20 protein-coding genes are annotated in these 24496 nt (G+C 42.5%); 14 read left to right on the top strand and 6 right to left on the bottom strand.

Features of this window, described 5'->3' with window-relative positions:
* Positions 1-545: 545 nt before the first annotated feature.
* From rpmH to N4597_RS10705, 3 genes are read left to right on the top strand one after another with little or no spacing between them, the layout of a single operon-like run.
* Entirely contained in the window at positions 546-680 is a 135-nt protein-coding gene (rpmH, locus tag N4597_RS10715) for a 50S ribosomal protein L34 (protein WP_003701411.1), read from the top strand.
* 60 nt (positions 681-740) lie between these two features.
* Positions 741-1091 (top strand): ribonuclease P protein component, encoded by a 351-nt coding sequence (gene rnpA, locus N4597_RS10710; protein WP_050611474.1) that lies wholly within the window; start codon positions 741-743, stop codon positions 1089-1091.
* A 15-nt stretch (positions 1092-1106) separates the two neighbouring features.
* Complete coding sequence (locus N4597_RS10705) at positions 1107-1946, top strand: YidC/Oxa1 family membrane protein insertase (RefSeq protein WP_050611475.1); 840 nt, start codon at positions 1107-1109, stop codon at positions 1944-1946.
* Between the two features lie 43 nt (positions 1947-1989).
* On the opposite strand, the gene N4597_RS10700 is transcribed toward N4597_RS10705, so the two are convergent.
* Entirely contained in the window at positions 1990-2994 is a 1005-nt protein-coding gene (locus N4597_RS10700) for an FAD:protein FMN transferase (RefSeq protein ID WP_260903942.1), read from the bottom strand.
* 168 nt (positions 2995-3162) lie between these two features.
* Here N4597_RS10700 and pdxR point away from each other — a divergent pair, with 168 nt between their 5' ends.
* The gene (gene pdxR / locus N4597_RS10695) at positions 3163-4581 is read left to right on the top strand and encodes a MocR-like pyridoxine biosynthesis transcription factor PdxR (protein ID WP_260903940.1); all 1419 of its coding nucleotides are present in this window, start codon (positions 3163-3165) and stop codon (positions 4579-4581) included.
* Between the two features lie 52 nt (positions 4582-4633).
* Here pdxR and N4597_RS10690 read toward each other — a convergent pair whose 3' ends face one another.
* Complete coding sequence (locus tag N4597_RS10690; protein ID WP_225365309.1) at positions 4634-4798, bottom strand: adenine deaminase C-terminal domain-containing protein; 165 nt, start codon at positions 4796-4798, stop codon at positions 4634-4636.
* Between the two features lie 26 nt (positions 4799-4824).
* Entirely contained in the window at positions 4825-6183 is a 1359-nt protein-coding gene (iscB, locus tag N4597_RS10685; RefSeq protein WP_225365308.1) for an RNA-guided endonuclease IscB, read from the bottom strand.
* Between the two features lie 462 nt (positions 6184-6645).
* Here iscB and N4597_RS10680 point away from each other — a divergent pair, with 462 nt between their 5' ends.
* The 4 genes from N4597_RS10680 (at position 6646) to glmS (ending at position 14691) form a co-directional block, all read left to right on the top strand.
* Positions 6646-9420 (top strand): type IA DNA topoisomerase, encoded by a 2775-nt coding sequence (locus N4597_RS10680; RefSeq protein ID WP_260903939.1) that lies wholly within the window; start codon positions 6646-6648, stop codon positions 9418-9420.
* Between the two features lie 17 nt (positions 9421-9437).
* Positions 9438-10565: a glycerate kinase gene (locus N4597_RS10675; protein ID WP_260903937.1), complete on the top strand. Its 1128-nt coding sequence runs from the start codon at positions 9438-9440 to the stop codon at positions 10563-10565.
* 121 nt (positions 10566-10686) lie between these two features.
* Positions 10687-12732 carry a BglG family transcription antiterminator gene (locus tag N4597_RS10670; RefSeq protein ID WP_260903935.1) on the top strand — a complete coding sequence of 682 codons (2046 nt, stop codon included), beginning with the start codon at positions 10687-10689 and terminating at the stop codon, positions 12730-12732.
* Positions 12733-12873: 141 nt separating this feature from the next.
* The gene (gene glmS, locus N4597_RS10665) at positions 12874-14691 is read left to right on the top strand and encodes a glutamine--fructose-6-phosphate transaminase (isomerizing) (RefSeq protein WP_260903933.1); all 1818 of its coding nucleotides are present in this window, start codon (positions 12874-12876) and stop codon (positions 14689-14691) included.
* A gap of 56 nt (positions 14692-14747) precedes the next feature.
* Here glmS and N4597_RS10660 read toward each other — a convergent pair whose 3' ends face one another.
* The 3 genes from N4597_RS10660 to N4597_RS10650 form a co-directional block, all read right to left on the bottom strand.
* Positions 14748-16094, bottom strand: a complete 1347-nt coding sequence (locus tag N4597_RS10660; protein WP_202022125.1) for a hypothetical protein — start codon at positions 16092-16094, stop codon at positions 14748-14750.
* Positions 16095-16103: 9 nt separating this feature from the next.
* A complete protein-coding gene (locus N4597_RS10655; protein ID WP_260903930.1) occupies positions 16104-16619 on the bottom strand; it encodes a hypothetical protein in 516 nt (171 codons plus the stop codon).
* A gap of 103 nt (positions 16620-16722) precedes the next feature.
* A complete protein-coding gene (locus N4597_RS10650) occupies positions 16723-17637 on the bottom strand; it encodes a DMT family transporter (protein WP_260903928.1) in 915 nt (304 codons plus the stop codon).
* 188 nt (positions 17638-17825) lie between these two features.
* Between N4597_RS10650 and N4597_RS10645 the strand changes: the two genes are divergently transcribed.
* The 6 genes from N4597_RS10645 (at position 17826) to N4597_RS10620 (ending at position 24393) form a co-directional block, all read left to right on the top strand.
* Positions 17826-18857 (top strand): efflux RND transporter periplasmic adaptor subunit, encoded by a 1032-nt coding sequence (locus tag N4597_RS10645; RefSeq protein WP_056975602.1) that lies wholly within the window; start codon positions 17826-17828, stop codon positions 18855-18857.
* Positions 18857-19537: an ABC transporter ATP-binding protein gene (locus tag N4597_RS10640; RefSeq protein WP_089144013.1), complete on the top strand. Its 681-nt coding sequence runs from the start codon at positions 18857-18859 to the stop codon at positions 19535-19537. Before N4597_RS10645 ends, N4597_RS10640 begins: the two co-directional genes overlap by 1 nt.
* Positions 19538-20728: an ABC transporter permease gene (locus N4597_RS10635; protein ID WP_204773678.1), complete on the top strand. Its 1191-nt coding sequence runs from the start codon at positions 19538-19540 to the stop codon at positions 20726-20728.
* Between the two features lie 277 nt (positions 20729-21005).
* Positions 21006-22796: a PTS mannitol transporter subunit IICBA gene (locus N4597_RS10630; protein WP_056975608.1), complete on the top strand. Its 1791-nt coding sequence runs from the start codon at positions 21006-21008 to the stop codon at positions 22794-22796.
* A gap of 14 nt (positions 22797-22810) precedes the next feature.
* Entirely contained in the window at positions 22811-23257 is a 447-nt protein-coding gene (locus N4597_RS10625; RefSeq protein ID WP_050611488.1) for a PTS sugar transporter subunit IIA, read from the top strand.
* Entirely contained in the window at positions 23257-24393 is a 1137-nt protein-coding gene (locus N4597_RS10620) for a mannitol-1-phosphate 5-dehydrogenase (RefSeq protein WP_260903921.1), read from the top strand. The genes N4597_RS10625 and N4597_RS10620 overlap by 1 nt, the downstream gene beginning before the upstream one ends.
* Positions 24394-24496: the final 103 nt, after the last annotated feature.

Raw genomic sequence — 24496 nt, 5'->3', positions numbered from 1 at the left:
AGGGAAGACCTCCTTTCAAAAAAAATAACTGCAAAAATAGTTTAGCACAGAAAAAGAAACTTTTCCACAGCTTGTGTAAAAATCAGAAAAAGAAATTAACAACCTGTGTATAAAAGTTATCCACAAGGGTGTTAATTGTGTTGATGTTTGTTTATATTTTCGGTTTATTAACAGAGGGCCTGTGAATTTAAAACCTAGTAATGATAAAGGATTAGTTGATTTTCCACAAACAGTAATCACATGTGGATAAGTCTTTGGGGAATAAGTTTTTTCCTGGGGATATAGCTGTGAATCTGGAACAAATTTTTGCTTAAGAAATACACAGCTATTTTCCTTTTTTGGGGATAATTTAAACTAAATGGTGGATAAGTTGTGGACTGACAAAGGGCTAAAAAGATAGGCGGATGGTAAAAAAATTCTTTGAATTTTGGATGCGATATGTTATCATTAGCAAGTAAGTCAACTTGACAGTCAATTTTTTTTTTAGTAAAATGTCAAGTATCATTGTAAATATGAATTACATATTGGAGGAGGTGTTATTCACCATGAAGAGAACTTACCAACCTAAGAAACGCCACCGTCAACGTGTGCATGGTTTCCGTAAACGTATGAGTACAAGCAACGGTCGTAATGTGTTAGCACGTAGACGCCGTAAGGGTAGAAAAGTATTGTCTGCATAGGCCACTGGACCGTCAGTGGTCTTTTTTTCTATGTGCAGACCCTAATTTGGGAGATGTACGATGAGAAAATCATACCGCGTTAAAAAAGAGGCGGAATTCCAACGGGTTTTTACCCAGGGGAAATCGTGTGCTAATCGTCAGTTTGTTGTTTATATGATTGAAAAACCAGAGCAAGTCCATTTTCGGGTGGGAATTTCCGTCGGCAAGAAGATTGGTAATGCTGTGGCTAGAAACTGGGTTAAGCGCCGGATTCGTCAAAGTTTAACTGAATTAAAACCACAATTAAAACAAGATTGCGACTTTATCGTGATTGCCCGTCCTGGGGTAGCGTGGATGGAGATGGCTGAAGTAAAAGACCACTTGATTCATGTTTTACGCCTAGCCAACGTTTTAGTTGACGAAGACAAATAGGAGAGGGGAAAAGCAGTGAAGAAAAAGAAGCCAGTATTAGCATCTTTGGCAGCTTTATCTTTAATCTTGGTTCTAACAGGCTGCAGTAGCCAAACTGCTCCCATTACTGAACATAGTACCGGTTTTTGGGATCATTACATAATTTGGAACTTTGTTAGAGCAATCGAAGGATTGAGTAGCTTTTTAGGTCACAATTATGGTTGGGGGATCGTTGTCTTTACGGTAATCGTCAGAATTATCATCTTACCATTGATGGTTTACCAAATGAAGAGTATGCGTAAGACAAGTGAACTCCAACCTAAATTAAAGGCCTTGCAAGCTAAGTATCCGGGTAAAGACCCTGAGTCTTTAAAGATGATGCGAGAAGAGCAACAACGTCTGTACGCTGAAGCTGGAGTTAATCCAGTAGCGGGATGTTTACCATTGTTAATTCAAATGCCGATTTTGATTGCCTTGTATCAAGCAATCTTTAGGTCGGAAACTTTGAAGGCAGGCCATTTTCTGTGGATGGAATTGGGAGATAAAGACCCATACTACATCCTACCGATTTTAGCCGCCGTCTTTACTTATGCAACTTCAAAGCTCAGTATGATGTCACAGCCAGAACAAAATGCAATGACAAGTGCGATGACTTATGGGATGCCAATCATGATTTTCATCATGGCCTTAAACTTCCCCGCTGCTTTGTCCTTGTACTGGGTGATTACCAACGCCTTTTCTGTTGGGCAAACGCTGTTAATCAACAATCCATTTAAGATTAACAAAGAGCGTAAAGAAAAGGAGCAAGCTGAAAAGCAACAAGCTAGAAAGCTCGCTAAGGCCAAGAGAAAAGCACTGAAGAGTAGAAAAAAATAAGCATTAAAAAAGTCCCGTAGGAATTTTCCTACGGGACTTTTTTTTAAATTAAATGATAGCTTTGATCGAGTAGTTGGAAGGAGTCGGTAGGTAAACCAACAACCTTTACGCCCCGATCAATGGTAACAAATACCGCCCCGAGTAATTCAGGACTGTTTAAGCTTGCTAAATCAACGTTTTTGCCTGCAAAAAAGAGGCGGGTTGTTTCAATTTCAGCTTGAACGGAACTAGTGGTAAAAACAGTTACCCCTGCAAGGTCGGTTTGATAGGGGTAACCGGTTTGAGGGTCAAGAATATGGTGGTAACTTTTGCCTGCGACCTCTAGGTGGCGTTCGTAAATTCCGCTAGTAACAGCTGAACACGGGCCCATTTTTACAAGGCCAATAGAGTGACCCCGCTTTGAAAAGGGGTCTTGGATACCAATCCGCCATAACTTATCGGAGCGTAAGGGGGAGTCACCTACCATTAAAAGATTGCCGCCGAGGTTGATAATTCCGGCGTTAATGCCCCTACTAGCCCAAAGGTCGGCAATGCGATCGGCAATATAGCCCTTAGCGATTGCACCTAAGTCCAGTTCCATGCCGGCTTGGGTTAGGAAAATAGACAGGTCGCTATCGTTTAAGCGGATATTTGCGGGATTAATTAGGGCTAGATTAGCTTGAATAGCTTCAGGTTTGGGAACGGCGGCGTCGGCAAAGCCAATTTTCCACAGCTTAACTAAGGGTCCAATCGCAGCGTTAAAGCCAAATTGTTGCTTGCTCATAGCGACGGCTAATTTAGTGAGCTTATACACAGTTGTGGAAACCTGGACAGGGTGGTGGCCGGCGGCGTGGTTAACAGCCATTACTTCAGAATTGGCTCGGTTAACTGTTAATAAGTCCTCATAGCGCATGATTAAGGTGAAGGCATCATCTAAATCTGCTTCAGTGGCAGTGCCAAAAGCAGTGAGGACAATCCGTGTTCCCAGGGCTTTATAGATCTTATCTAAGCGGCGGGCGGCCAGGTTGGGGATAAAAGTAGGGTGGGTATCAGTCCATAAAGCGGTCATAAAAAGAACTCCTTACTAAAAAATATCGTTAACCTAAGCTTAACAGCCTGAGGTTGATTTTTCCACAGTTGAATCTAGGGATTGTGGAAAAGTAAGGATGGTTTTATAATAAAATTGTACTAAGACGATTTTAAATTATGAATAATAAAGCTTGTGTGGAGTGATTTTATGGCCAAGAGTGATTTTGATTTTGTATCAATACAGTTAAAACCAGAAAAAGACCTACCTTTGTATGTGCAGCTATACCAGCAACTAGCCGACTTAATTCGGGCGGGCAAGATTGTTGAAAATTACCGCTTACCCGCGATCAGAAAGCTAGCCCAAAGTTTGGAGGTTAATCCCGGTACAGTGGTTAACGCCTATAAAGAACTAGAAAAGAACGGTTTTATCTATAGTAAATTAGGCAGTGGCAGCTATGTTGCCAAACAAGAACAGCTAAGCGAGAGTTTTAATTTACCCCTAGGAGTCACTGAAGTTGACGATAATCAGGCTGATTATCTAGATTTAACTACAGTCAGTCTGAGTCCAGACTTAGTGTCAGTCAAGGATTTTCAAACGGCAATCGATCAAGTCTTGAAAACGGCGGGAAGTTACGCTTTTTCTGCCCAGGAAAGCCAGGGCTACTATCCGTTAAGGCAAGCATTATGTAGTGAGTTGGCTAAGAGTTCAATTTACACTGCCCCCCAAAATGTCCAAATTATTTCAGGGGCTCAACAAGGAATCGATATCATTGCGCGGACATTGCTAAAGCATGGGGACACAGTTTTGGTGGAAAATCCGACTTATCCGGGGGCGTTAGCAGCTTTTCGGGCCTGTGGCGCTAAAATTATCGACGTAAAAATGACTGCTGATGGGATGGATATGAAGGAAGCGGAAACCAAAATCCGCCTCTATCGTCCTAAATTAATCTATGCAATGCCTAATGTTCAAAATCCAACGGGGATTACCTATTCTAAAGCAAAAAAACGTAAACTTTTAGGATTAGCAAGGCATTACGGAGCTTATATTTTAGAGGATGATTCATTGAGTGGTCTTTACTATCAAAGCGAAAATACTAAGCCCATCAAGACCTACGACCAAGATGAGCGGGTAATCTATATTTTGAGCTTGTCTAAATTATTTATGCCTGGGTTGCGATTAGGCTATTTATTGGTTCCCACTGAGTTACTAGCCCGTGTTCGGACGATTAAGCACTTAGCGGATATTGCCACTTCCGGTTTAATTCAGCGCGTTTACGATTATTATCTGCGTAATGGCTTATGGAGTAAACACTTAACAAGTTTAAAGAAAAGTTATCAACAGCGGTTTGAATATTGTCAACAGCTTTTAGAAAAGCAGCTAGGAAAACAAGTTAGTTATCAACTTCCGCAAGGGGGATTAACCTTTTGGTTAAAGTTACCTGCTAAGGTTAGTGCTAAAATGGTGGCTCAAAAAGCTAAAAAGCAAGGTGTGTTAGTAACGCCTGGACAGGTTTTTTACGCGCGTCAAGCTGATGATAGCCACCTAAGAATCAGTTTTGCCGGCGTAGATGAGCAGCAATCCAAGGAAGCGTTGATTATTTTAGGTCAGATTATCAAAGCAGAATAATAACAGCCCCTGTTCTTAACTACTAAGAACAGGGGCTATTTGCATATTAATATTAATCTTTATACTCTAGCGGAACAAACTTAAAGTTGTTAACGTCGACTAGGCCCATATCGGTAATTTTGAGTTCGGGAATCACGGATAAGGGCATGAAACTTAAGGTCATGACGGGATTAATCTTAGTTGGAATTTGGAGTTTACTATGAGCGAAGGCGTCAATTTTACGTCCTAGTTTTCCTAAACAAACTAAATATCTTCTATTTTCTTTTCTAACATTCCATTGACATGATATAAGCTAACTACATTTTTAAGCGAACAAGTCTTGCCAGTTTGGAACTTGATTACTGTTCCATTATTCTGGACTCCCGTGACTGTTTCAACCTTATTAGTCTTTGTATTTAGCACAACATCATGTGGTCTTAGTTGGTAGTGATTTCGTCTAATCGAAACACGACCTTTTTTGACTTTTTCTTGTCTAAATTGTCTTAGATTAGCGTAGTTAAGCTCCCTTGTACGTCTAGTTCTACCTGAACTTAGTTCTTTACCAGTCTTTTGCTTACCATCTCGGCTATCAATGTATTTAGCGTCGTAGAACTTCTGCAACACTCGGTTATTATTCCGCAACTTTTGCCTTGAATAAACATTATTTGTCCTAAGGGTTGTATTAGTTCCGCCAGCAATAATAAATGCATCATTTAAATGTGATTTTTCGAGCTGATACTTTTGTCTTAAGTTGGCAGTTAAATAACCTTGAGTTGTCGTATAACGTGCAAAATAATCACTTAATCTCGTTGCCAAGATACTCATGAAGTAAGCACCTCGATAATCAAGCTCCTTTTGCCGATTTTCTCTCAATTTAGCTAAACTACCGTTATGATGGTTAGCTTGACTGTGATTAATATCTGACAATAAAACTAAGTTGTCCGGTTGGTTAGAACCGCCATCTCTTCTTTGAACTAAGTGATGGACTCTTAATTGACTAGCTGGGTATTGTTTACCGTCTAAGGCGTCACGATAATTGTCCCTAGCCAACAGATAATCTTTAATCGTCTTAAAACCGTGCATCTTACCTTGAGTATATTCCCATGGCTTGATATTTGAATCAACTAGTTTTTGGTTGTTAAACGGTGTAACTTCAACGACTAGCTTAGTAATTGGTAAAAACGTATATAAGCATTTGATTTCCTTGATCGTGAAGTCTAGTCTGTGTTGCATGCTAGGAGCTAACCAACCATCTTTACGTCTACGATTATCAAATCTAGCCTGACGATGTCTTAACCGATTTCTTCTAGTTCGTCTTAATTCACGTCTACTGGTAATTCTATCTTTTTCTGATTTCCTTAGACTTTCTGACGCATAATATTCACGCTGGTTACCTACAACTGCTAAGCCTAAGTGGAAACCAGCGTCTACACCTAAGGTTAATTCTTGCGTATTTGTAGTGACAGGTCTGACAAATTGGATAATCTTACGACTATTTCCGAACCATCTTGCTTGACCCGTCTTTAACCAACGACGCACCATGCCTAAACGTGAAGTTGGCATGAGTGGTGTGCCGTTGGAGTCTACTACATAAATATAATTAACTTTTTGAACTTCTGACATCATACCAACTCCTTTCGCTAATTGTAATTCGTATCTAACTTACGTTGATACGTGTGTACCCTTCGCCAATGTTAGTGGTTGGTTTTAAATCTTACTTACACTAAGCCTGAACTCAGCTTTGTTTAATAAGTAAGCGTAGTGTTTGGAACTAGGGCGGTATTCCAAAGTACCTATCTATTCAACCATAACGTAGTTATTTAAAACTGAGGCTAATCAACCAGCTTGTAGCGAATAACTACAAGCCACCTACTTAGTAGGTGGTTCTGTTGACCCATGAGTAGCTCCCTGTTGTTATTTTCCTAAGAAAAAGCTGGAAAAATAAATATTTTTTCTATTGTAGCGCTAGAAAATTAATGATTCAAGTTAAAAAAGGATTAAATGTTAGTTTTAAACCGAACGTTATTTTTAGGTCAAAAGTGGTGTTAAAATAAAGACAACTATTAAGGATGCGAGGATTAAGTAATGGCAAAAGCGTTGATAATTGCGGAAAAGAAGTCCCTAGCGGATGTGTATCGGCAAGCAATTAAGCGAGCCGGCGGCAAGTTACCCTATGAGTATGATGTTTTGCAGTTTCAAGGAAACGTGGTGGAATTACTGGAACCTGAAGACATCAAGCCAGAATGGAAAACCTGGAAGTTAACTGACTTGCCAATGCTCCCCCAAAAGTTTCAGTATACCCCGATTAAACCTAAAGCAGGTGATGATCCTAAAACGGCGGCCTATAAGCGGCGGGGCATAGCCTATTTTAAGGAAGCCAAGCAGAAGTTACTTAGTGGTGAGTATGACTTAGTTGTCAATGGTTGCGACCCTGACCGGGAAGGACAATCAATTTTTGATAAGTTTATGCTGTTGATGCCAGCCAAAATTCAGCGCCTGCCCCAATTGCGTTTATGGGTAGGGGATATGCAGGTGGAGACCTCCTTAAAGTACCTGCAGCAGCCGTTAAACAATAAGGACCCAGAGTATGTGAACTTTGGTTACGAGGCAATGGGCCGGGGAATTATGGACTGGTTATTTGGGCTTAATGCTTCTAGGGCCTTTAGTTTAGTTCAAAATAGTGGCCAGGCCATCCACCTCGGCCGGGGGATGACGGCGATTTTAGCGCTGGTAGTCAAGCGGCAAGCGGAAATCGAAAACTTTGTCAGTCAACCCTACTGGACGGTTCAAGCTAAGCTCAAGACTCCGGAATTGTTAGAAGCTAAGCAAGTTACTTATCCAGAGGTCAAGTTAGTTAACCATTTTGAAAGGCAGGCTGCAGAGACGGTGCGTGAGGCAATTTCAGGCCAAGCGGCCCAATTGATAAGCAGTAAGCAAAGCCCGGTGCGCTTTAGGCGAGCACCTAAGTACTTCAATACCTCTGATATTATTGCCTACCTCAGTTCAGCTACTTATCACCTTAGCGGGGCAAGCATCACCAAGGCCTTGCAACACCTGTATGAACTAAAAATTACAACTTATCCCCGGACTTCTGGGCGGGAGATGACTCCTAGCCGGGCAGAAAATCTAGCCGCCATTATAGCGGTAGCCCAAAGTATTCCGAGCTTAAACGAAAAATTACGCAGGTTAGAGGTTAGTCCGCAGATGTTAGCCAAGCTAAAAGCCAATCGTTATTACGTAAAACCCCTTAGTAAAAAGACGGGCCATGACTGCTTGACTTTTACTGGTAAAAAATTCAACTACGCTAACTTAAATGCGGTTGAGCAAAAGGTAGTGGCTGCGATTGCCTTTCGCTTGCTGTTATCGTTATTGCCTAGTGAAGAACACCTCGATAAGGAGTTAATCTTTAAGGCAGCTACTTATTATTTCCAAGCTAAAGCAACCGTGTTGGTCAATCCCGGCTGGACGGCCTATGTACCTAAGTTCAAGGGTAATTATAGCGACTTACCCCAACTGGTGGTCAACCAAGCTTACCCGCTAGCTCAAGTGGAAATCTTAGACCATAAAACGCAAGCGCCTAAAGCTTATACAACGGCGAGCTTAATTAAAACGATGGAAAATATTGGCCGCCTGTATGATGATCCGGCCTTAAAAGCGGCCATCAAGGATCACGGGATTGGGACGGACGCTACCCGTCAGCTATTGATTGATAAAAATGAAAAGCTGGGTTACTGGTCAATTGATAAGAAGAGTCGGCTTATCCAGCCAACCAAATTGGGGAGCCAAATCATCCAAGCTTTAGGCGCTAACCCCTTAACTCAAGTCCAGTTAACCGCGTTGTGGGAAGAAAAGCTAGCTCAGGTAGCGGCTGGGCAGTTATCATTGGGGCAGTTTGTTGACCTGGCAAAGGAAGCAACGATTGAGATTGTGGCACAGATTAAGGCGACGCCAGGTGCGTTAGGGCCTAATCCGGCCACAAAGCTCGCTAGCCCTTGTCCTTTAGATGGTGGGGACTTGGTGGCCCAAGGCCAAGTCTTTATCTGCAGTAACCATGACACGGGCTGTCCCTTCATTGTTTACCGTAATTTGTTAGGGGCTAAGCTAACGGCGGCCGATTTAGAAGCAATTTTGACTAAGGGTAAGTCAAATCTAAAAGAGCTTTATAGCTCCAAAACCCACAAACATTTTCAAGGGTACTTCGTGTGGAATCAAGAAAAAGGCAAGGTGGAATTGGCAATCCAGCAAGCCAAGCCTAAATTAATGGGAACCTGTCCCCTGGATGGGGGGAAGGTCTATTCACTAGCCGGCGGTAAGTTATATGCCTGTGAACACCACCAAAGCCAAAAAAATGCTCAGGGTCAGTGGGAAAGTAGTGGCTGTCCGTATTATTTTAGCGGGCGGATGTATGGCAAGAAGTTAACCCAAGCAGTTGCCAAGCAGATTATTGAAACCGGCAGTAGCCCAGTTTTGACCTTTACCAGTAAGAAGCGCAAAAAATTTACGGCCATTTTGAAATGGAATCAAGCTGAGGCTAAACTCAAGCTGGAATTTGCTGAGGCAAGCAGCAAAGCAATTGGAGTATGTCCTTTGGATGGAGGCCAAGTCTCACTACATGGCAAGGCCTACCTCTGTGAAAATCACCGGGCCAAAAGGTTGGCTGATGGTAGTTGGCAGACGACAGGCTGTCCGCTAGTGATTCCGCAGACTTTTGCCAAACAAAAGTTAAGTCTAAAGACAATCAAGCAGCTCCTAAAATATAAGCGGACTGACTTGCTGACTTTTACAGGGCAAAATCAGCGTGACTACCAGGCACGACTAGTCTGGGATGAACAAGCAGCACGGGTTAAATTTGAATTTTAAATGGGAAGTGAAAGTAGATGAAGGTTTTAATTGCGGCGGATTCATTTAAGGGCAGTGCTAGTTCTAAACAAGTGGCAGCTTATTTAGCCGCTGGGCTTAGGGAGGCACGAGCAGACGTTGAGGTAAGTCAAGTTCCTATTGCGGATGGGGGTGAAGGGACGGTTGAAAGCCTAGTCAGTGCCTGTGGCGGTAAAATTTATCGAACTGAAGTCGTGGGGCCGTTAGGTGAGTCAGTCGACGCTAACTGGGCGATGCTTAGCCATAACCAGGCGGTAATAGAGCTAGCTCAAGCTGCAGGTCTGCCCCTGGTTAAGGGTAAATTACACCCGCTAGCAGCGACGACTTATGGGGTGGGCCAGTTGTTAGCCCAAGCAATCAAGCACGGAGCCAAGCGAATATACTTAGGACTTGGTGGCAGTGCTAGCACGGACGGAGGGGTTGGCTTAGCCCAGGCCCTAGGCGGTCATTTTTTAGATGCGAAGGGCGCTGAGGTAAAACTAGGCGGTGGCCACCTCAAGGAAATTTGTCAAGTAGACTTAACCGCCCTGGATAAGAAGTTGGCCGGCATTGAAATTATTGGCTTAGCAGATGTAACCAATCCCTTAACAGGGCCTTTGGGGGCGGCAGCAGTTTTTGGACCACAAAAGGGGGCCAGCGCAGCTGAGGTGCAATTTTTAGACGCAAGTTTAGCACACTTAGCCCAGGTAGTCGCTAAAGTGCGGGCTGGCTCTTATCAAGTAAGCCCAGGAGCTGGGGCGGCTGGGGGCACGGGCTATGGTTTACTAGCCTTTTTAGGTGGGCGGCTGCAACCAGGGATTGAAACCATCATGGAACTAATTGGCTTGGAAAAAAAGCTAGTTGACCAGGATTTAGTAATTACCGGTGAAGGAAGGTTAGATGGCCAATCGCTTAATGGCAAGGCACCGCTAGGAATAGCTAAGTTAGCTAAGAAGCAGGGCCTGCCGGTAATCGCGGTAACAGGTGGAGTTGGGGCCGAGATTGAATCTGTCTACAAGGCAGGAATTGATTTGGTCTTGTCTTCAACCACCAGGCCAATGCCGGTTGAAGAGGCAATCAAACAGGCACCAAGCCTAATTAAAACAGCTGGCTACACTGCCTTAAAAGCATACTTACTGGGAAGGTAAGTAAAACCGGGCAACCTTACGTGGGGCTGCCTGTTTTTATTTTGCAAAATGTTAGCGTAACCAAGGAAGATGGCTTATAATTTTTATGAATGGATAAAAATGTACGAATGGGAAGATCACTATGGTAAAACTAACTCAAAGGCAAGAGAAGTTGTTAACCGCACTGGCTGAAAGCGGTGTGGGCTTATCGCTTAAGGATTTAGAGGGTTTGATGAAAGTTAGTCGGCGCACTATTTACCGCGAGTTTGCGGATTTGAAGTTGTATTTACAAAGTCAGGGAGTCGCAATTACAAATGAAAATGGTCTTTACCGGTTAACGGGTCAAGTGGCCAAGCTCGATGGGGTTTTTGAAGATGAGGTAGCTAAGCAAGAGTTGACTACGGCTAAGCGGGAAAGTATCTTGGCCTGTCAACTGTTATTAGCATGCCAGGCAATCAAAATTATTAGCCTCGCCTTAAGTTTGAAGGTTAGCGAGGGGACGATTCAGCGCGATTTAACTAAGCTGGAGCGGTCATTGAGCCAGTATGACTTACACGTGATTAAGCAAAAGGGGGTGGGCGTTTATATTGAGGGAAATGAAGCTAAGCGGCGCCAAGTGTTGACAGGAATTTTGCTCAATGAATTAAACGAATACTATTTTTTACGTTACGTTCAAAAAGGCGAAGAGGTAGCTCAGTTTAAGCAACTTTTTTTGGATGCCATTAACCCCCAGATTTTCCGCCAGGTTTACCAGGGGTTAAGTCAAACTATTTTACCGGTGGTTGAACTTAATTCCGACCGGCAAATGATACAGTTAATCTTAATTGCGGCCATCAGTATCAAACGAGCCCAGTTGGGAAAACACCCACATGCAAGTAAAACTAAGGATAACCTTAGATACTTAGCCAAAGTCTATGAGTTTTTTGCGACGCTAGATAGTAGCTTGCGGGCCAAGTTAACTACCGATGAGGCCCTATTTGTTGCGAGTCAAATCCACCTCCGGGATTATTCAGAGCAACAGTTTGATTTGAACGAAGACCAAGAGTGGCCGTTGACCTTAAAGGTTCGGCAGTTTGTCCTAGATGTTTCCAAGGACTTCGGCTGGAATTTCCAGCGTAACCCTGACTTCTTCAAACGCTTAACCCGGCACATTTTAAATTTAGAAAAAAATAGTCATGACCGCCTGCCTAACGTTCAAATTGAAACCCTCCAGACGCTAACGACTAAGTACCAAGGGCTTTACAACAGCATTATGAAGTGCTGGCCACAAAATTTCGAGTTGCGGTTAGTAATCCCAGAATACCAGTTAATCTTGCTTTACTTTGCTAACGAGTATACCAATAGACGCTACCTACAAGATTTAGCGGCCTTAATCGTGTGTGAAAACGGGATTGGGACGGCTAATATTTTGGCTAGCCGCCTAAAAAAAGAACTGCCAGAAATTAAGCGAGTTAGCATCACCCACTTAGCAGTCTTAGGTCAAGTGGATTTGCAACAGTATGATCTGATTTTGTCGACCCTAGAGTTACCAGGTTTTCCCCGGGAGTATCAACTAGTCAGCCCTTTACTTTTAAATGATGAAGTTAAGCGGCTAAAAGATTACCTGGCTAACTACCACCGGCCAGACTATGGCCAGGTCAAGACGAGCTTAGTCAAGCATAAAAATGCCTTGAAAAAGTTAAGCCAAATGAAGGCCTACCTTGATTTGAGTTTAAAATTGATTACACAAACGCAGGTCCATAAGGTAGCCAACCAAGGCAGTGACTTGGGCGCATCGGTTGAAGAAACGCTAGCTCATATCCCGGGTGAAATCATTAATGATAAAGAGGAAGTAACGTTAGCCTTGCTACGGCGGATTAATCTTGCGCCGATTGGGATTCCCGACACTAATTTGGCCCTACTTCACACCAGTGATGCCGGGGTAAATCAGTGTTACTTTGGTATCTATGAGTTGGCCCACCCGATTAAGATGTTAGGGATGGATCGTGAGGAGATGCAGGTTTCGCGCTATACCTTGATGGTGGCTCCTAAAGAAGTGACGGATTTAGAACAAAAGGTACTAGGTATCATTAGCAGCAGTATCGTGATGAATAGCGAGAACACGAATGTTTTTGAAACCGGGACGAGTGAAGCGGTTCAAGAATTGCTAGCTAACCAGTTGTTAAACGAAATTCCTAAGGAAAAATAAACTATACCATTTTTAGTTGACAAGCAAAAACTAAAAGGTTATATTATGTATGTTTATTGGTTTTGTGACCTAAATAATCTTAAAAATATTGTCTATACCAATTTTTGAAATTAAATTATGAAAACGGAAGGTTGATTTTATATGTGTGGAATTGTCGGTGTTACTGGTAACCCTAATGCAGTTGAAATTCTCTTAAACGGCTTGGAACAACTTGAATATCGGGGTTATGATTCAGCTGGGATTTACGTTAACGACCAAAAAGGTAACGACTACCTAGTAAAGGAAAAGGGACGGATTGCTGATTTACGGGCAGAAGTTTCAGCTGACGTTCACGGTTCAACTGGGATTGGTCACACTCGCTGGGCAACTCACGGGGTGCCAAGCAAGGAAAATGCGCACCCACACGTTTCAAACGACAAGCGCTTCTACTTAGTACACAACGGGGTGATTGGTAACTTCACCGAATTGAAGGAAACTTACCTTCAAGATGTAACTTTAGTTAGTGAAACTGATACTGAAGTTATCGTGCAATTAGTAGCTAAGTTTGCCCGGGAAGGCTTAAGCACTAAGGAAGCCTTCAAGAAAGTATTAGGCTTAGTAGATGAAAGCTCATCTTATGCCTTCTTGCTTTTAGACCGGGAAGATCCAGATACTTTATACGTTGCTAAGAACAAGAGCCCACTCTTAATTGGGGTTGGCGATGGCTTTAACGTAGTCTGCAGTGATGCCTTGGCAATGTTAAAGGAAACTCATGACTTTATCGAATTAGTCGATGGTGAAATTGTCATCTTGAAGCCAACTTCCATCACAATTGAAGACCCAGCTGGCCAAGTCGTTGACAGAAAGCCATTCCACGTTGACACTGACCCAGCCCAAGCTCAAAAGGGCGCTTACCCATTCTACATGTTAAAGGAAATCGACGAACAACCAGGGGTAATGCGGAACTTAATCAAGGAATACATTGCCGAAGACGGTTCAATCAAGATTGATGCTGACTTATTGAAGGCCATGGCTGACTCAGACCGGATTTACATCGTGGCAGCCGGGACTAGTTACCATGCAGGGTTGGTCGGCAAAGAATTATTTGAAAAATTAATTCAAGTGCCAACCGAAGTTCACGTGGCCTCTGAATTTGCCTATAACCCGCCACTACTTTCAGCTAAGCCATTCTTCATCTTCCTTAGCCAAAGTGGGGAAACAGCCGACAGCCGCCAAGTTTTGACGCAAGTTAACCAAGCCGGCTATCCAAGCTTAACTATTACCAACGTAATGAACTCCACCCTTTCACGGGAAGCAACTTACACCTTGCTCTTGTATGCAGGGCCAGAAATTGCGGTGGCTTCTACTAAAGCATACACTGGTCAAATTGCGTTGGAAGCAATCTTGGCTAAGGCTTTAGGGGTTTACAAGCAAATCGCAACCATCAAAGACTTTGACGTGGCAGCCGAATTAACCAAGGCAGCTAACGGGATGCAAGAATTAGTTGACGAAAAGGGTAAGATTGAAAAGATTGCCGCCGACATGTTAAAGAATACTAGAAACGCCTTCTACATCGGCCGGACAATGGATTACGCCATCGTTCAAGAAGCAGCCTTGAAGCTAAAAGAAGTTTCCTACATTCAAACAGAAGGGTTTGCCTCTGGGGAATTGAAGCACGGTACGATTGCCTTGATTCAAGAAAACACTCCCGTGGTTGCAATCATCACTGACAAGAAGACTGCTAACCACACGAGAAGTAACGCCCAAGAAGTTAAGGCCCGGGGGGCTAACGTCTTATACATCGTTAGTCGCGACTTGGCAACACCAACTGATCAAATCGTCTTGCCAGAAATTACCCCACTCTTATCAGCCTTAGTGGCCATCGTCCCAACCCAATTACTTGCCTACTATGCAAGTATTCAACGGGGTTATGACGTAGATAAGCCAAGAAACTTAGCTAAGAGTGTGACAGTTGAATAATTAATTCCTAAAAAAGATGCACCCAGCATATCAGTCGGGTGCATCTTTTTTAGTGGCTATGATTCTGTAAGCGCGGTTTGTAAATTCTGCCAGTAAGTTTTAATATGATCAAAACTTTGAAAATTCAAGCGATAAGAGGCGAGGAGTTGTTCATCGGCTGAATCATTGGTGTAGTAAGCACGATTAGCCTGTTCAAACTTGGTCAATAAAGCATTAACGTCGGTATTTTTATCTAATTTATCTAGTTGGTCTAAAAAGTGGTTGAGTGCTTGGCGGTAAGTGTCAGTTGCCTCAGTAGAATGTGCGACCTGACCCAATGTTCGGAAAGTTCCAGCGTTTCTAAGAGCTGCTAAGAACTCCTCACTAAGTTTGACGTTTTTAACCCGTTTAGTCCAAATTTCGTCGTAACGGGCTTCACCTTCCTCATAATTTTGATACAAGCTAGTTTTAATGTGGAGAAACGATTTAAATTCAGAGCTGACCTTGTGAAAAGCGGCTTGGCCACTAGGGTCAATTAAATTTTTTTCAATGACATCGAGAGCTTTACTGGTAATTTTAGCTAACAATTGTGCCTCGGCACTACTAATTTTTCCCGGCATGCTAGAAGTATTGTTGAAAACAGGTTTGAGGTCAGCAAGACTCTGTGAAAGTAATGAGTTAACTTTTGCTTCTTCTGCTGGCTTCAAGTTAGCGAAAGCACCAGCTGCCTTAAGCTTATCACCTAAGCGGAGAGAAAAATCTATAGCGGTCCCATCTTCTTTCAAGGGATCAAGCTTGAAAAAAGAATTTTTACTCTGAAAAATATATCCATCATTTAGGTAGCCGTTGATATCAGGATCGGAGTTGGTTCTTGTTTGGAGTTGCTTTAAAGCTGTTAATTCAGCTTGTTCATCGTACTTTAGGTTTAAGTTATCACGGAGAGATATTCCTAGTGACAGTAAGCTAGTATCAGCATGTTCAAATAGACTGGATGTAATAGTCTTACTTGCTTGCACAATAATATCTTCCTTTTGGTAGTTAGAAAAATCAAAGACATTAGCTAATTCAGTAGCACTGAGAGCAGCTTGACTAAAATCTCCTCCGCCTTGTTGATACATTTCGACGTAATGCTGTGGATTGGCAGTGAAAGGTGCACTGACATTTTCTTTCTCCGTTAAATGTAACTTTTCTTTGATGGCTAGTAGTTTAGCTTCGATGTTTGCCACCACTGCTTGATCTTCTTTAGCAAAGTTAGCAAATAGAGTTGCATGTGCTCTCAGGTGGTGCGCAGTCACTGGTGAGGTAGTTTGGACTGCAACGTTACTTGTTTCAGTTTGCGGGGAAGTTGTTGTTGAATCAACTTCCTTTGAAGTAAGTTTCGTAAGGGGATGTGGAGAATATAGGTTAGAAATATTTAAACTCATGTTGATCACCTAGTTTCTGTATCTGTAGGCAAGGCGGTATACTTTCTTGACAACGTTGTAGTCAACGGTTGAATTTCTAGCTTCAATTAACGTACCATCATTATTTTTAAAAGCAATATTAATTAAATCATAGCGATGTACAATCCTGTAAACAGAGTATTCTTGTAAGCCAGCACCTTGTCCAACGTTTATAATTGAATTAAAATGACCATTTTCATCTGTTGTAATTACTGTTTTATTAACAGGATAGATATCGTGATCAGGGAAAAGTCCGTCTAGTTCGACGGTAAAGGTAACTTTTTTAGCTGGAACCTGTTTATTTTCATCTAAGTAAGCATTACCTTTTATATAATCCGTATGATTAGATGTTACGCGCCAATATTTTCGATAACCCATATAGGCAAGGTAAGTGTCGCCTAGTTGTTCAATATCTATCTTAGAGATGTTATTTACTGCAAAAATAGTTTGTGTAGAAAAGAGTAGTGCCACGAAAATTGTAGCAAATAAGACTAAAAATTTCTTCATAGTTGAAGACTCCCTTTTATGAATTTTAGGCTTTAGTTAAACTAAGTCTACGCTAACTATATCGGCAAAAATTAATAAAAGTTAAGCCTAATTAGCTATAAAGCTATACTAACTTAGTAATGATTACGCCGATAAAGAGGAGAATGAGCCCGCAAATCTTTTGGAGGTGAACTGGCTTAGGTTGGCTTTCTAGCAGGCCGAAGTGTTCGATGAGGGCGCTGGCGCTTAGCTGACCAAAGAGGGCAAAGATAACAATTTGACTGGTACCAATTTTAGTTACTAAAAAGGCGGAACCGAAAACATAGAGGGCGCCAAAGAAACCGCCCAGCCAGATCCACCAGTAACGGGGGCCTTGTTCAAAGGTGGCTTTGACTGAAGTAAAGCTATGCCGCTTAAAGAGGCAGACTAGCCATAAGATGATGGCGCCAGAAGCAAAGGAATAACTAGCCGCAACCAGTGGGGAGTGTTGAATTTGACCTAAGTGGCCATTAATGGCAATCTGGCAAGCACCTAACATTCCAGCCAAGATTCCAGCAAGCTGCCAAGCTAGTAGGCCTTTGACGTGGCCGGGCCGTTGGTTTGAGCTGTTTTTTTCAACTACTGTCAGTAAGACCCCGGATAAGACTAACAGTAATCCCAGTAGTTTAATCCAAGTTAATTTAGTTTGGACGGAAGCAAATAGTCCGTATTGATCAATAATTAAGCTGGCAAAGATTTGGCCAAAGATGGGCAGGACCGCAGTTTGGACGCTGCCTAACTTAGGAAAGAGCAAAATATTAGTAGTCAGTGCAATTGTACCTAGCAATCCACCTAGCCAAGCCCACCAGGGACCACTAATGCTTAGGTGTAACCCCTCTTTAATGGCCGTTAGTGATAGTAAGAATAAGGTCCCAACTGTAAAGGAAATGGCAGAAGCAATGTAAGGTGAGCCTACAAAGGCCCGGAGTCGGGAGTTAATAGCGGTTTGGGTACCTAATAGTAAGCCCATCCCAATTGGAAGCAAGATTAGTAAAGACATAAGTTTCCCCCTAAAAATTAGTTTTGCTTTATTATTCCACTTGGAGTGTGGTCCAAGTCAAGTGCTTTGCTTGCAGATTAACGGTTATGACGGAAAAATAACCGTTTAGGAAATGTTTATCTCTATTTTTTAAAATTATGATAAGATGAAAGGGTATTAAAATTTTAGAATAGGGGTAGAAATCTCACATGAAAAAAAAGAAGTTTATTATCATTGGTGTATTAGCGGTGGTAGTTTTAGCCGTCTTAGGGGGAATCTGGTCGTTAACCCATTCTAAGGAAGAAAAAAAGACCAGCCACTATGAGACGATGGTGGCTCAAAAGGCCTTGCCCCTTACTATGAGTGGCAATGTCAGCCCTAAAGAGGTGCGGTCTTTCATGGTGACTAAGAAGAACTTAGCTCAAATGGAAGTCAAGGATGGTCAAAAGGTAACTAACGGCCAGGTTTTATATACAACTTATAATCAAGCTAACGCGAGTGAACTGGATGAATTGAAGGTCACTTTGGCTAAGTACCAACGGGCTAAGACTACGGCTAACCAAAAGTTGCAAGACGCTCGGAATACTTTAAACAAAATGCAAAGTAGCGATGAAGGTTATAGTGAAGCTAAGGATGCAGTTGCAAGTGCGAATGATGAAGTGGCAGATGCAACCGACAGTATTAACGCTACGCAAAGAAAGATTGACCAAGTGTCTCAAGAAGTTTCGCCCAACTCGGTGGCACCATTTGACGGGGATGTAGCGGTTAAATACGATGATAATGGCAACGCCAAGGTCACCGTCAGTTCTAGTGCCCTCCAAATGGTAACAACCGTGTCTGAATATGACTACGCTAAGGTTAAAGCTGGGGATAGTGTAACTGTTAGTGCGGTTGCAACCGGCAAGAAACAAGAGGCAACGATCACTTTAGTTGACGCTCACCCAGCCACTACTAATGCCACAAACGGCTCTAAGTATAAGGTCTACGCTGACTTAGATGCCAAAAACTTTATTGACGGACAAACAATTAAGGCCAAGGTAGCTCAAGCAGGGATTATTATCGCTAAGAGCTGTGTCCGCCAAGGCAAGGTTTATGTGGTCGAAGACGGAAAGGTAACCAGCCAAGCAATTACGGGCAAAGAAGTAGATGGCCAATATATTGTGACAGCTGGGCTGACAGCAGGCCAAAAGGTAGTTTCCAATCCAGATGGTGATTTAAAGGAAGGGGAGCAGTTACCTTAATGATTTCGCTAAAAAAGATTAACAAGTACTATCAACAAGGAGACGGCCGGGTTCATATTCTCCACGACATTAGTTTTGATGTTAACGAAGGGGAATTTGTGGGAATTATGGGCCAATCTGGTTCTGGTAAATCGACTTTAATCAATATTATTGGCTTTTTAGACCGTGAATATGAAGGAACTTACTCATTTAAGGGGGACGATGTCAGTTACCTAAATAACAAGCGCTTTACCAGTTTACGTAATCAAAACGTAGGCTTTGTCTTCCAAAACTTCAAGTTGATTCAAAACCTAACCGTGGCTGAAAATGTGGCCCTGCCCTTGATGTATGCTGGGGTTAAGAAAAAAGAAATTGATCAACGAGTTAGCCAGGTCTTAGAGCGGGTTGGCCTTGGTGGCTATGAGAAATACCTACCTTCAAGACTATCCGGGGGGCAACAGCAACGGGTGTCGATTGCGCGGGCCATCATTGGTAAACCAACTTTCTTAATTGCCGATGAACCAACCGGGGCCTTGGATAGCCATACCTCGGCAGAAATTATGGCTTTATTCAAGCAATTAAATAAAGAAAATAAGACGACCATTATCATCGTAACTCACGATCCCAAGGTGGGCCAGCAAGTCGATCGGCTGCTGACAATCCTTGATGGTAAGTTGATTTCAGATACGGGGGTGGCCTAAGTGACCTATTTAGACTTGATAAAGGTTTCCTACCGGTCGCTGATTGCCAATAAACGGCGGAGTGCCTTGACAATGATTGGAATTGTCATTGGGATTGCAGCGGTAATCACTATCATTGCCCTAGGAAATGGGGTCAGAAATAAAATGATTTCTGAGTTTAAAACCAGCAGTAGTGGGGAACAGAAGACAGAAATTAGCTTTTTTAATGCCGAAAAAAATTCGATGCAGGGCTTTACCCAAGCAGACTTGGCTAATATTAAGCAAGCCTTTTCCCGGGAAATATCTAATGCCGATTTCAAACTAGAAACAGAAAATGTGGCTACGAGTGGCATTCAGATGGGTAACGCGGTTGTGAGTGGCAGTGTCAGCCTCCTAACTTCGCCACTGCCAAGCGATATGATGAAAGCGGGCAAGAATTTTACTAACAGCCAACTAAAGTTAGGGCAAAGGGTGATTTTAGTAAGTGAAGGCTATGCTAAAAAAGTGTATAAGCACAAGCAAAACGCCTTAGGAACGGTAGTTATTATTGGAGATAAGTCCTATCAAATCCAAGGACTCTTTAAACCCCAAGGCTATTATAAGTACGGGGCTAGCTTTATGCTTCCTAAGCAGGCCTACCTGCAAGGACGTAAAGCCGACCGGGGCAGTACCTTACAATTAACAATCCGCAATGGCCAGGATGCTAATAAGGTCAGTGAGCGGGTAGTTAAGTACCTCAAGAAAAATGGTCAGCTGAGAAAGGAAGGGGTTTACCAATATTACAACGAAGGGGTAATCCTTAAATCAATTTCTAAGACCATGAACATGATTACCTACTTTGTGTCGGCGATTGCCGGGATTTCCTTATTCATTGCCGGAATTGGGGTAATGAATATGATGTACATCTCTGTTTCTGAACGAACCCAAGAAATTGGGATTCGTCTAGCGGTAGGGGCAACCCAGACTAACATCATGTGGCAATTCTTGATGGAAGCAATTATGTTAACCGTCGGTGGGGGCTTGGTAGGTTTTGCGCTCGGTTGGGGCCTGTCAACCCTCATCTCAGTCTTCTTACCATACGGTATTCATGCAGTCGTAACGGTAACAGATTTTCTCCTAGCATTTAGTGTCTCAACCATAGTTGGAGTTATCTTCGGGATTCTACCAGCTAGTCAAGCTTCTAAGCGAAACTTGATTGACATTTTACGTTAAAATAGTTTGTTAAAGCAGGACCAAGTTGAATTTTCAGCTTGGTCTTTTTGGCATTTGCAAATTAGCTTAGCTAGCTTTCTGTCACAAGTTTATGTCATGTGACAGAAAGTTTAACAGTTTAAGAAAAGCTTAAGGACGGGCTTTATCGCCGGTTGTGAAAACGTTAACAAAAGTGTGACACAAACAGGTGAGTCAAAATGACAACTGGAAAAGATTGTAAGCGCTTCGTGTTAGCGTTATCATGAAACCGTAAACAAGAAGAGGAGGTTTCCCAAATATGGAGGCTAAGAAAAATACATCTTTTAAGGCTAAAGTCCAAAAATTAGGTACAAACCTAAGTAGTATGGTCATGCCTAACATTGCTGCAATTATTGCCTGGGGTTTAATTACCGCGATCTTTATGGCTAACGGTTGGTTCCCAAATGCCAAGATTGCCTTATTGATTTCCCCAATGCTTAGTTATTTATTGCCATTATTAATCGCTTATGTCGGTGGACGCTTAGTATATGAAGAACGTGGGGCCGTAGTTGGTGCCATTGCCGTAATGGGGGTTGTCGTTGGGGCTAAGGTACCAATGTTTTTAGGGGCCATGATTATGGGACCTTTAGGTGGTTGGTGCATTAAGAAATTTGACCAACTATTCCAAGACAAGATTCCATCAGGGTTTGAAATGATTTATAACAACTTCTCTAGCGGGATTTTAGGGATGTTGTTAGCAATCCTAGGGACTTACGTAGTTAACCCATTAGTTGTTGGTGGTAGTACCCTTATGGGTAAAGGAGTTGACTTTATCATCTCCATCCACATGTTGCCACTAGCTAACATTTTCATCGAACCAGCTAAGGTTTTATTCTTAAATAACGCCATTGGGAACGGGATTTTAGTTCCGTTAGGGATTCAACAAGCTGCTAGTGCTGGTAAGTCAGTATTGTTCTTACTTGAATCTAATCCTGGTCCAGGGTTAGGAATCTTGCTAGCCTTCATGTTCTTTGGTAAAGGCTCAGCTAAGGCTTCCGCTCCAGGGGCTGCCATCATTCACTTCTTTGGTGGAATTCACGAAATCTACTTCCCATACATCTTAATGAAACCAGCATTGATTATCGCCGCTATTGCCGGTGGGGTTAGCGGAACCTTTACCTTCCAATTATTAGGTGGGGGCTTAAAGGCTGCTGCTTCCCCAGGTTCAATTATTGCGATTGCATTAATGACCGCTAAGGGAGCTTACTTTGGAACATTTGCAGGGGTTTTAGTAGCCGCCGTGGTTTCCTTCTTAATTGCCGCTGTTATTTTGAAACACGATAAGTCAATGGAAGACGATGACGATTTAGCTGCTAAGCAAGCACAAATGCAAGCTATGAAGGCTGAATCAAAGGGTAAGGAAATGCCAACTGCAATGTCTGCTCAAGAATCAGTTGAAAGCTACCGTGATGTTAAGAAGGTTATCTTTGCTTGTGATGCCGGCATGGGTTCATCTGCAATGGGTGCTTCTCTTCTCCGGGATAAGGTTAAGAAAGCAGGGATTACCGATGTGACTGTTACTAACACAGCTATCAACCGCCTTCAAGATGAAGCAGGTTTATTAGTTATTACCCAAGAAGAATTAGCAGAACGGGCTGCCCAAAGAACCCCAAGTGCAATGCACGTGGCCGTTGATAATTTCTTAAGTAGTCCAAAATATGATGAAGTGGTAGCTAACTTAAAGGCTATCAGCCAATTTGAACCAACCGCTAAGGCAGAAGCAAAGACTGAGACCCAAGCTAGCGATCCAGTAGCAAACGTTGACTTTGCTAAGGTTACCGAAGTTGACTTCATCAGTCACGATCAACACAAAGGGACTGCTACAATGGCAACAACTCTTTTGAAGGAACGCTTAACCAAGGCTAATAAAGAAGTAACGGTTAAAAACGTTAAGATTAACGACTTAGATGATGATAGTAGTCACTTAGTAGTTGTAACTGCACAGGCTGCCAAGAACTTACGCCTTCGTTACACTAACGTTCAAATTGTGGTGGTTGACGACTTATTAACATCTGACAAGTACGATGAAATTGTTAAGAAATTAAACTAGTGAGGTGAGCTTAGATGGATTTACAAAAGGACATGATTGTATTAGACAAGCACGTAGCAACTAAAAACGAAGCAATTGAATTAGCGGGTAAGTTGTTAGTTGACAGTGGTTGTGTTGAACCAGAGTACATTGATTCAATGATTGCTAGAAATAATGATGTTTCTACCTACATGGGTAACTTCATTGCTATCCCTCACGGTACGGATGATGGTAAGAAGTACATCAAGAAGACCGGCATTTCTATCGTGCAAATTCCAATGGGAGTTGACTTTAGTAGCGATGACGATGCTAACTCAGAAGTAGTAACCGTAGTCTTTGGAATCGCTGGTCTAAACGGCGAGCACCTAAATATCTTGTCACAGATTGCCCTCTTCTGTAGTGACGTCAGAAATGTAGCTAAATTGGCTGACGCACAATCAAAGGACGAAATTATTAACTTATTGAAAGAGGTTGGAGAATAATGAAAGCAGTACACTTTGGAGCAGGTAATATTGGTCGTGGATTTATTGGTGAAGTTTTAGCAAGTAATGGCTTTGAAATTGACTTCGTGGACGTTAACGAAACAATCATCGACGCTTTGAACGAACGCCATGGTTACACAATTGAATTAGCGGCTCCGGGTCAGGAACAAATTACCGTTAAGAATGTTTCTGGAATTAACAACGGTAAGCACCCTGAACAAGTAGTTGCTGCCATTAAGGATACTAACCTAGTGACAACAGCGATTGGGCCTAAGATTTTGAAGTTTATTGCCCCTTTAATTGCTCAAGGGATTGAAGCTCGTAAAGCTGCTGGTAATGCCGCTAAGTTAGACGTGATTGCTTGCGAAAATATGATTGGCGGTAGTCAAAGTTTGAAAAAAGATGTTTATAGTCATTTAGACGCTGAAGGTAAGGAATTTGCTGACCAATACATTGGTTTTCCTAACGCAGCTGTTGACCGGATTGTGCCACTGCAAAAGCACGATGACCCACTCTTTGTTTCCGTAGAACCATTTAAAGAATGGGTAGTTGACGAACAACAGATGGCTAACAAGGACTTTAAACTTAAGTCAGTTGAATATGCACCGGACCTTGAACCATACATCGAAAGAAAGTTATTCTCAGTTAATACCGGACACGCAACGGTAGCCTACACTGGGAAGAGCCTGGGCTATGAAACTATCGGTGACGCTATCAAGGACGAAAAGGTACTAGACCAATTAAAGAGTGTCCTTAAAGAAACTGGTGACTTATTGATTGCCAAGTGGGGCTTTGACCGGGCTAAACACGAGGCTTACCAAGCTAAGATTGTCAGCCGCTTTGAAAATACCTACATCTCTGATGACATTGCTCGGGTAGGTCGGACCCCAATTCGGAAGTTGGGTTACGATGAACGCTTCATCCGGCCAATCAGAGAAGCTAAGGAACGGGGCTTAGGTTATGCCCACCTCCTAGAAACGGTCGGCTTGATTTATCACTTCGATGAACCACAAGATGAAGAAAGTCAAAAACTCCAAGCAATGTTAAAGGAAAAAGACCTAGAAACAGTCGTTAAGGAAACAACTGGTTTAACGGACCAAGACTTAGTTGCTCAAATTGTGGCTGCAGTTAAATAAGTGCGAAAGGTTGGGGCGTTGGTCTCAACCTTTTTTAGTTAGTTCGTAAAATAAATTGAATGTAAGCGGTATCTAGCGTAAAATAAAAGGTGAATGGTGCGTT

The organism is Ligilactobacillus agilis (genome assembly GCF_025311475.1).
In the GTDB taxonomy this organism is placed as follows: Bacteria; Bacillota; Bacilli; order Lactobacillales; family Lactobacillaceae; genus Ligilactobacillus; species Ligilactobacillus agilis.
Note: the sequence above shows the minus strand (reverse complement) of the source record. Positions and strands in the feature narration are given on the sequence as shown.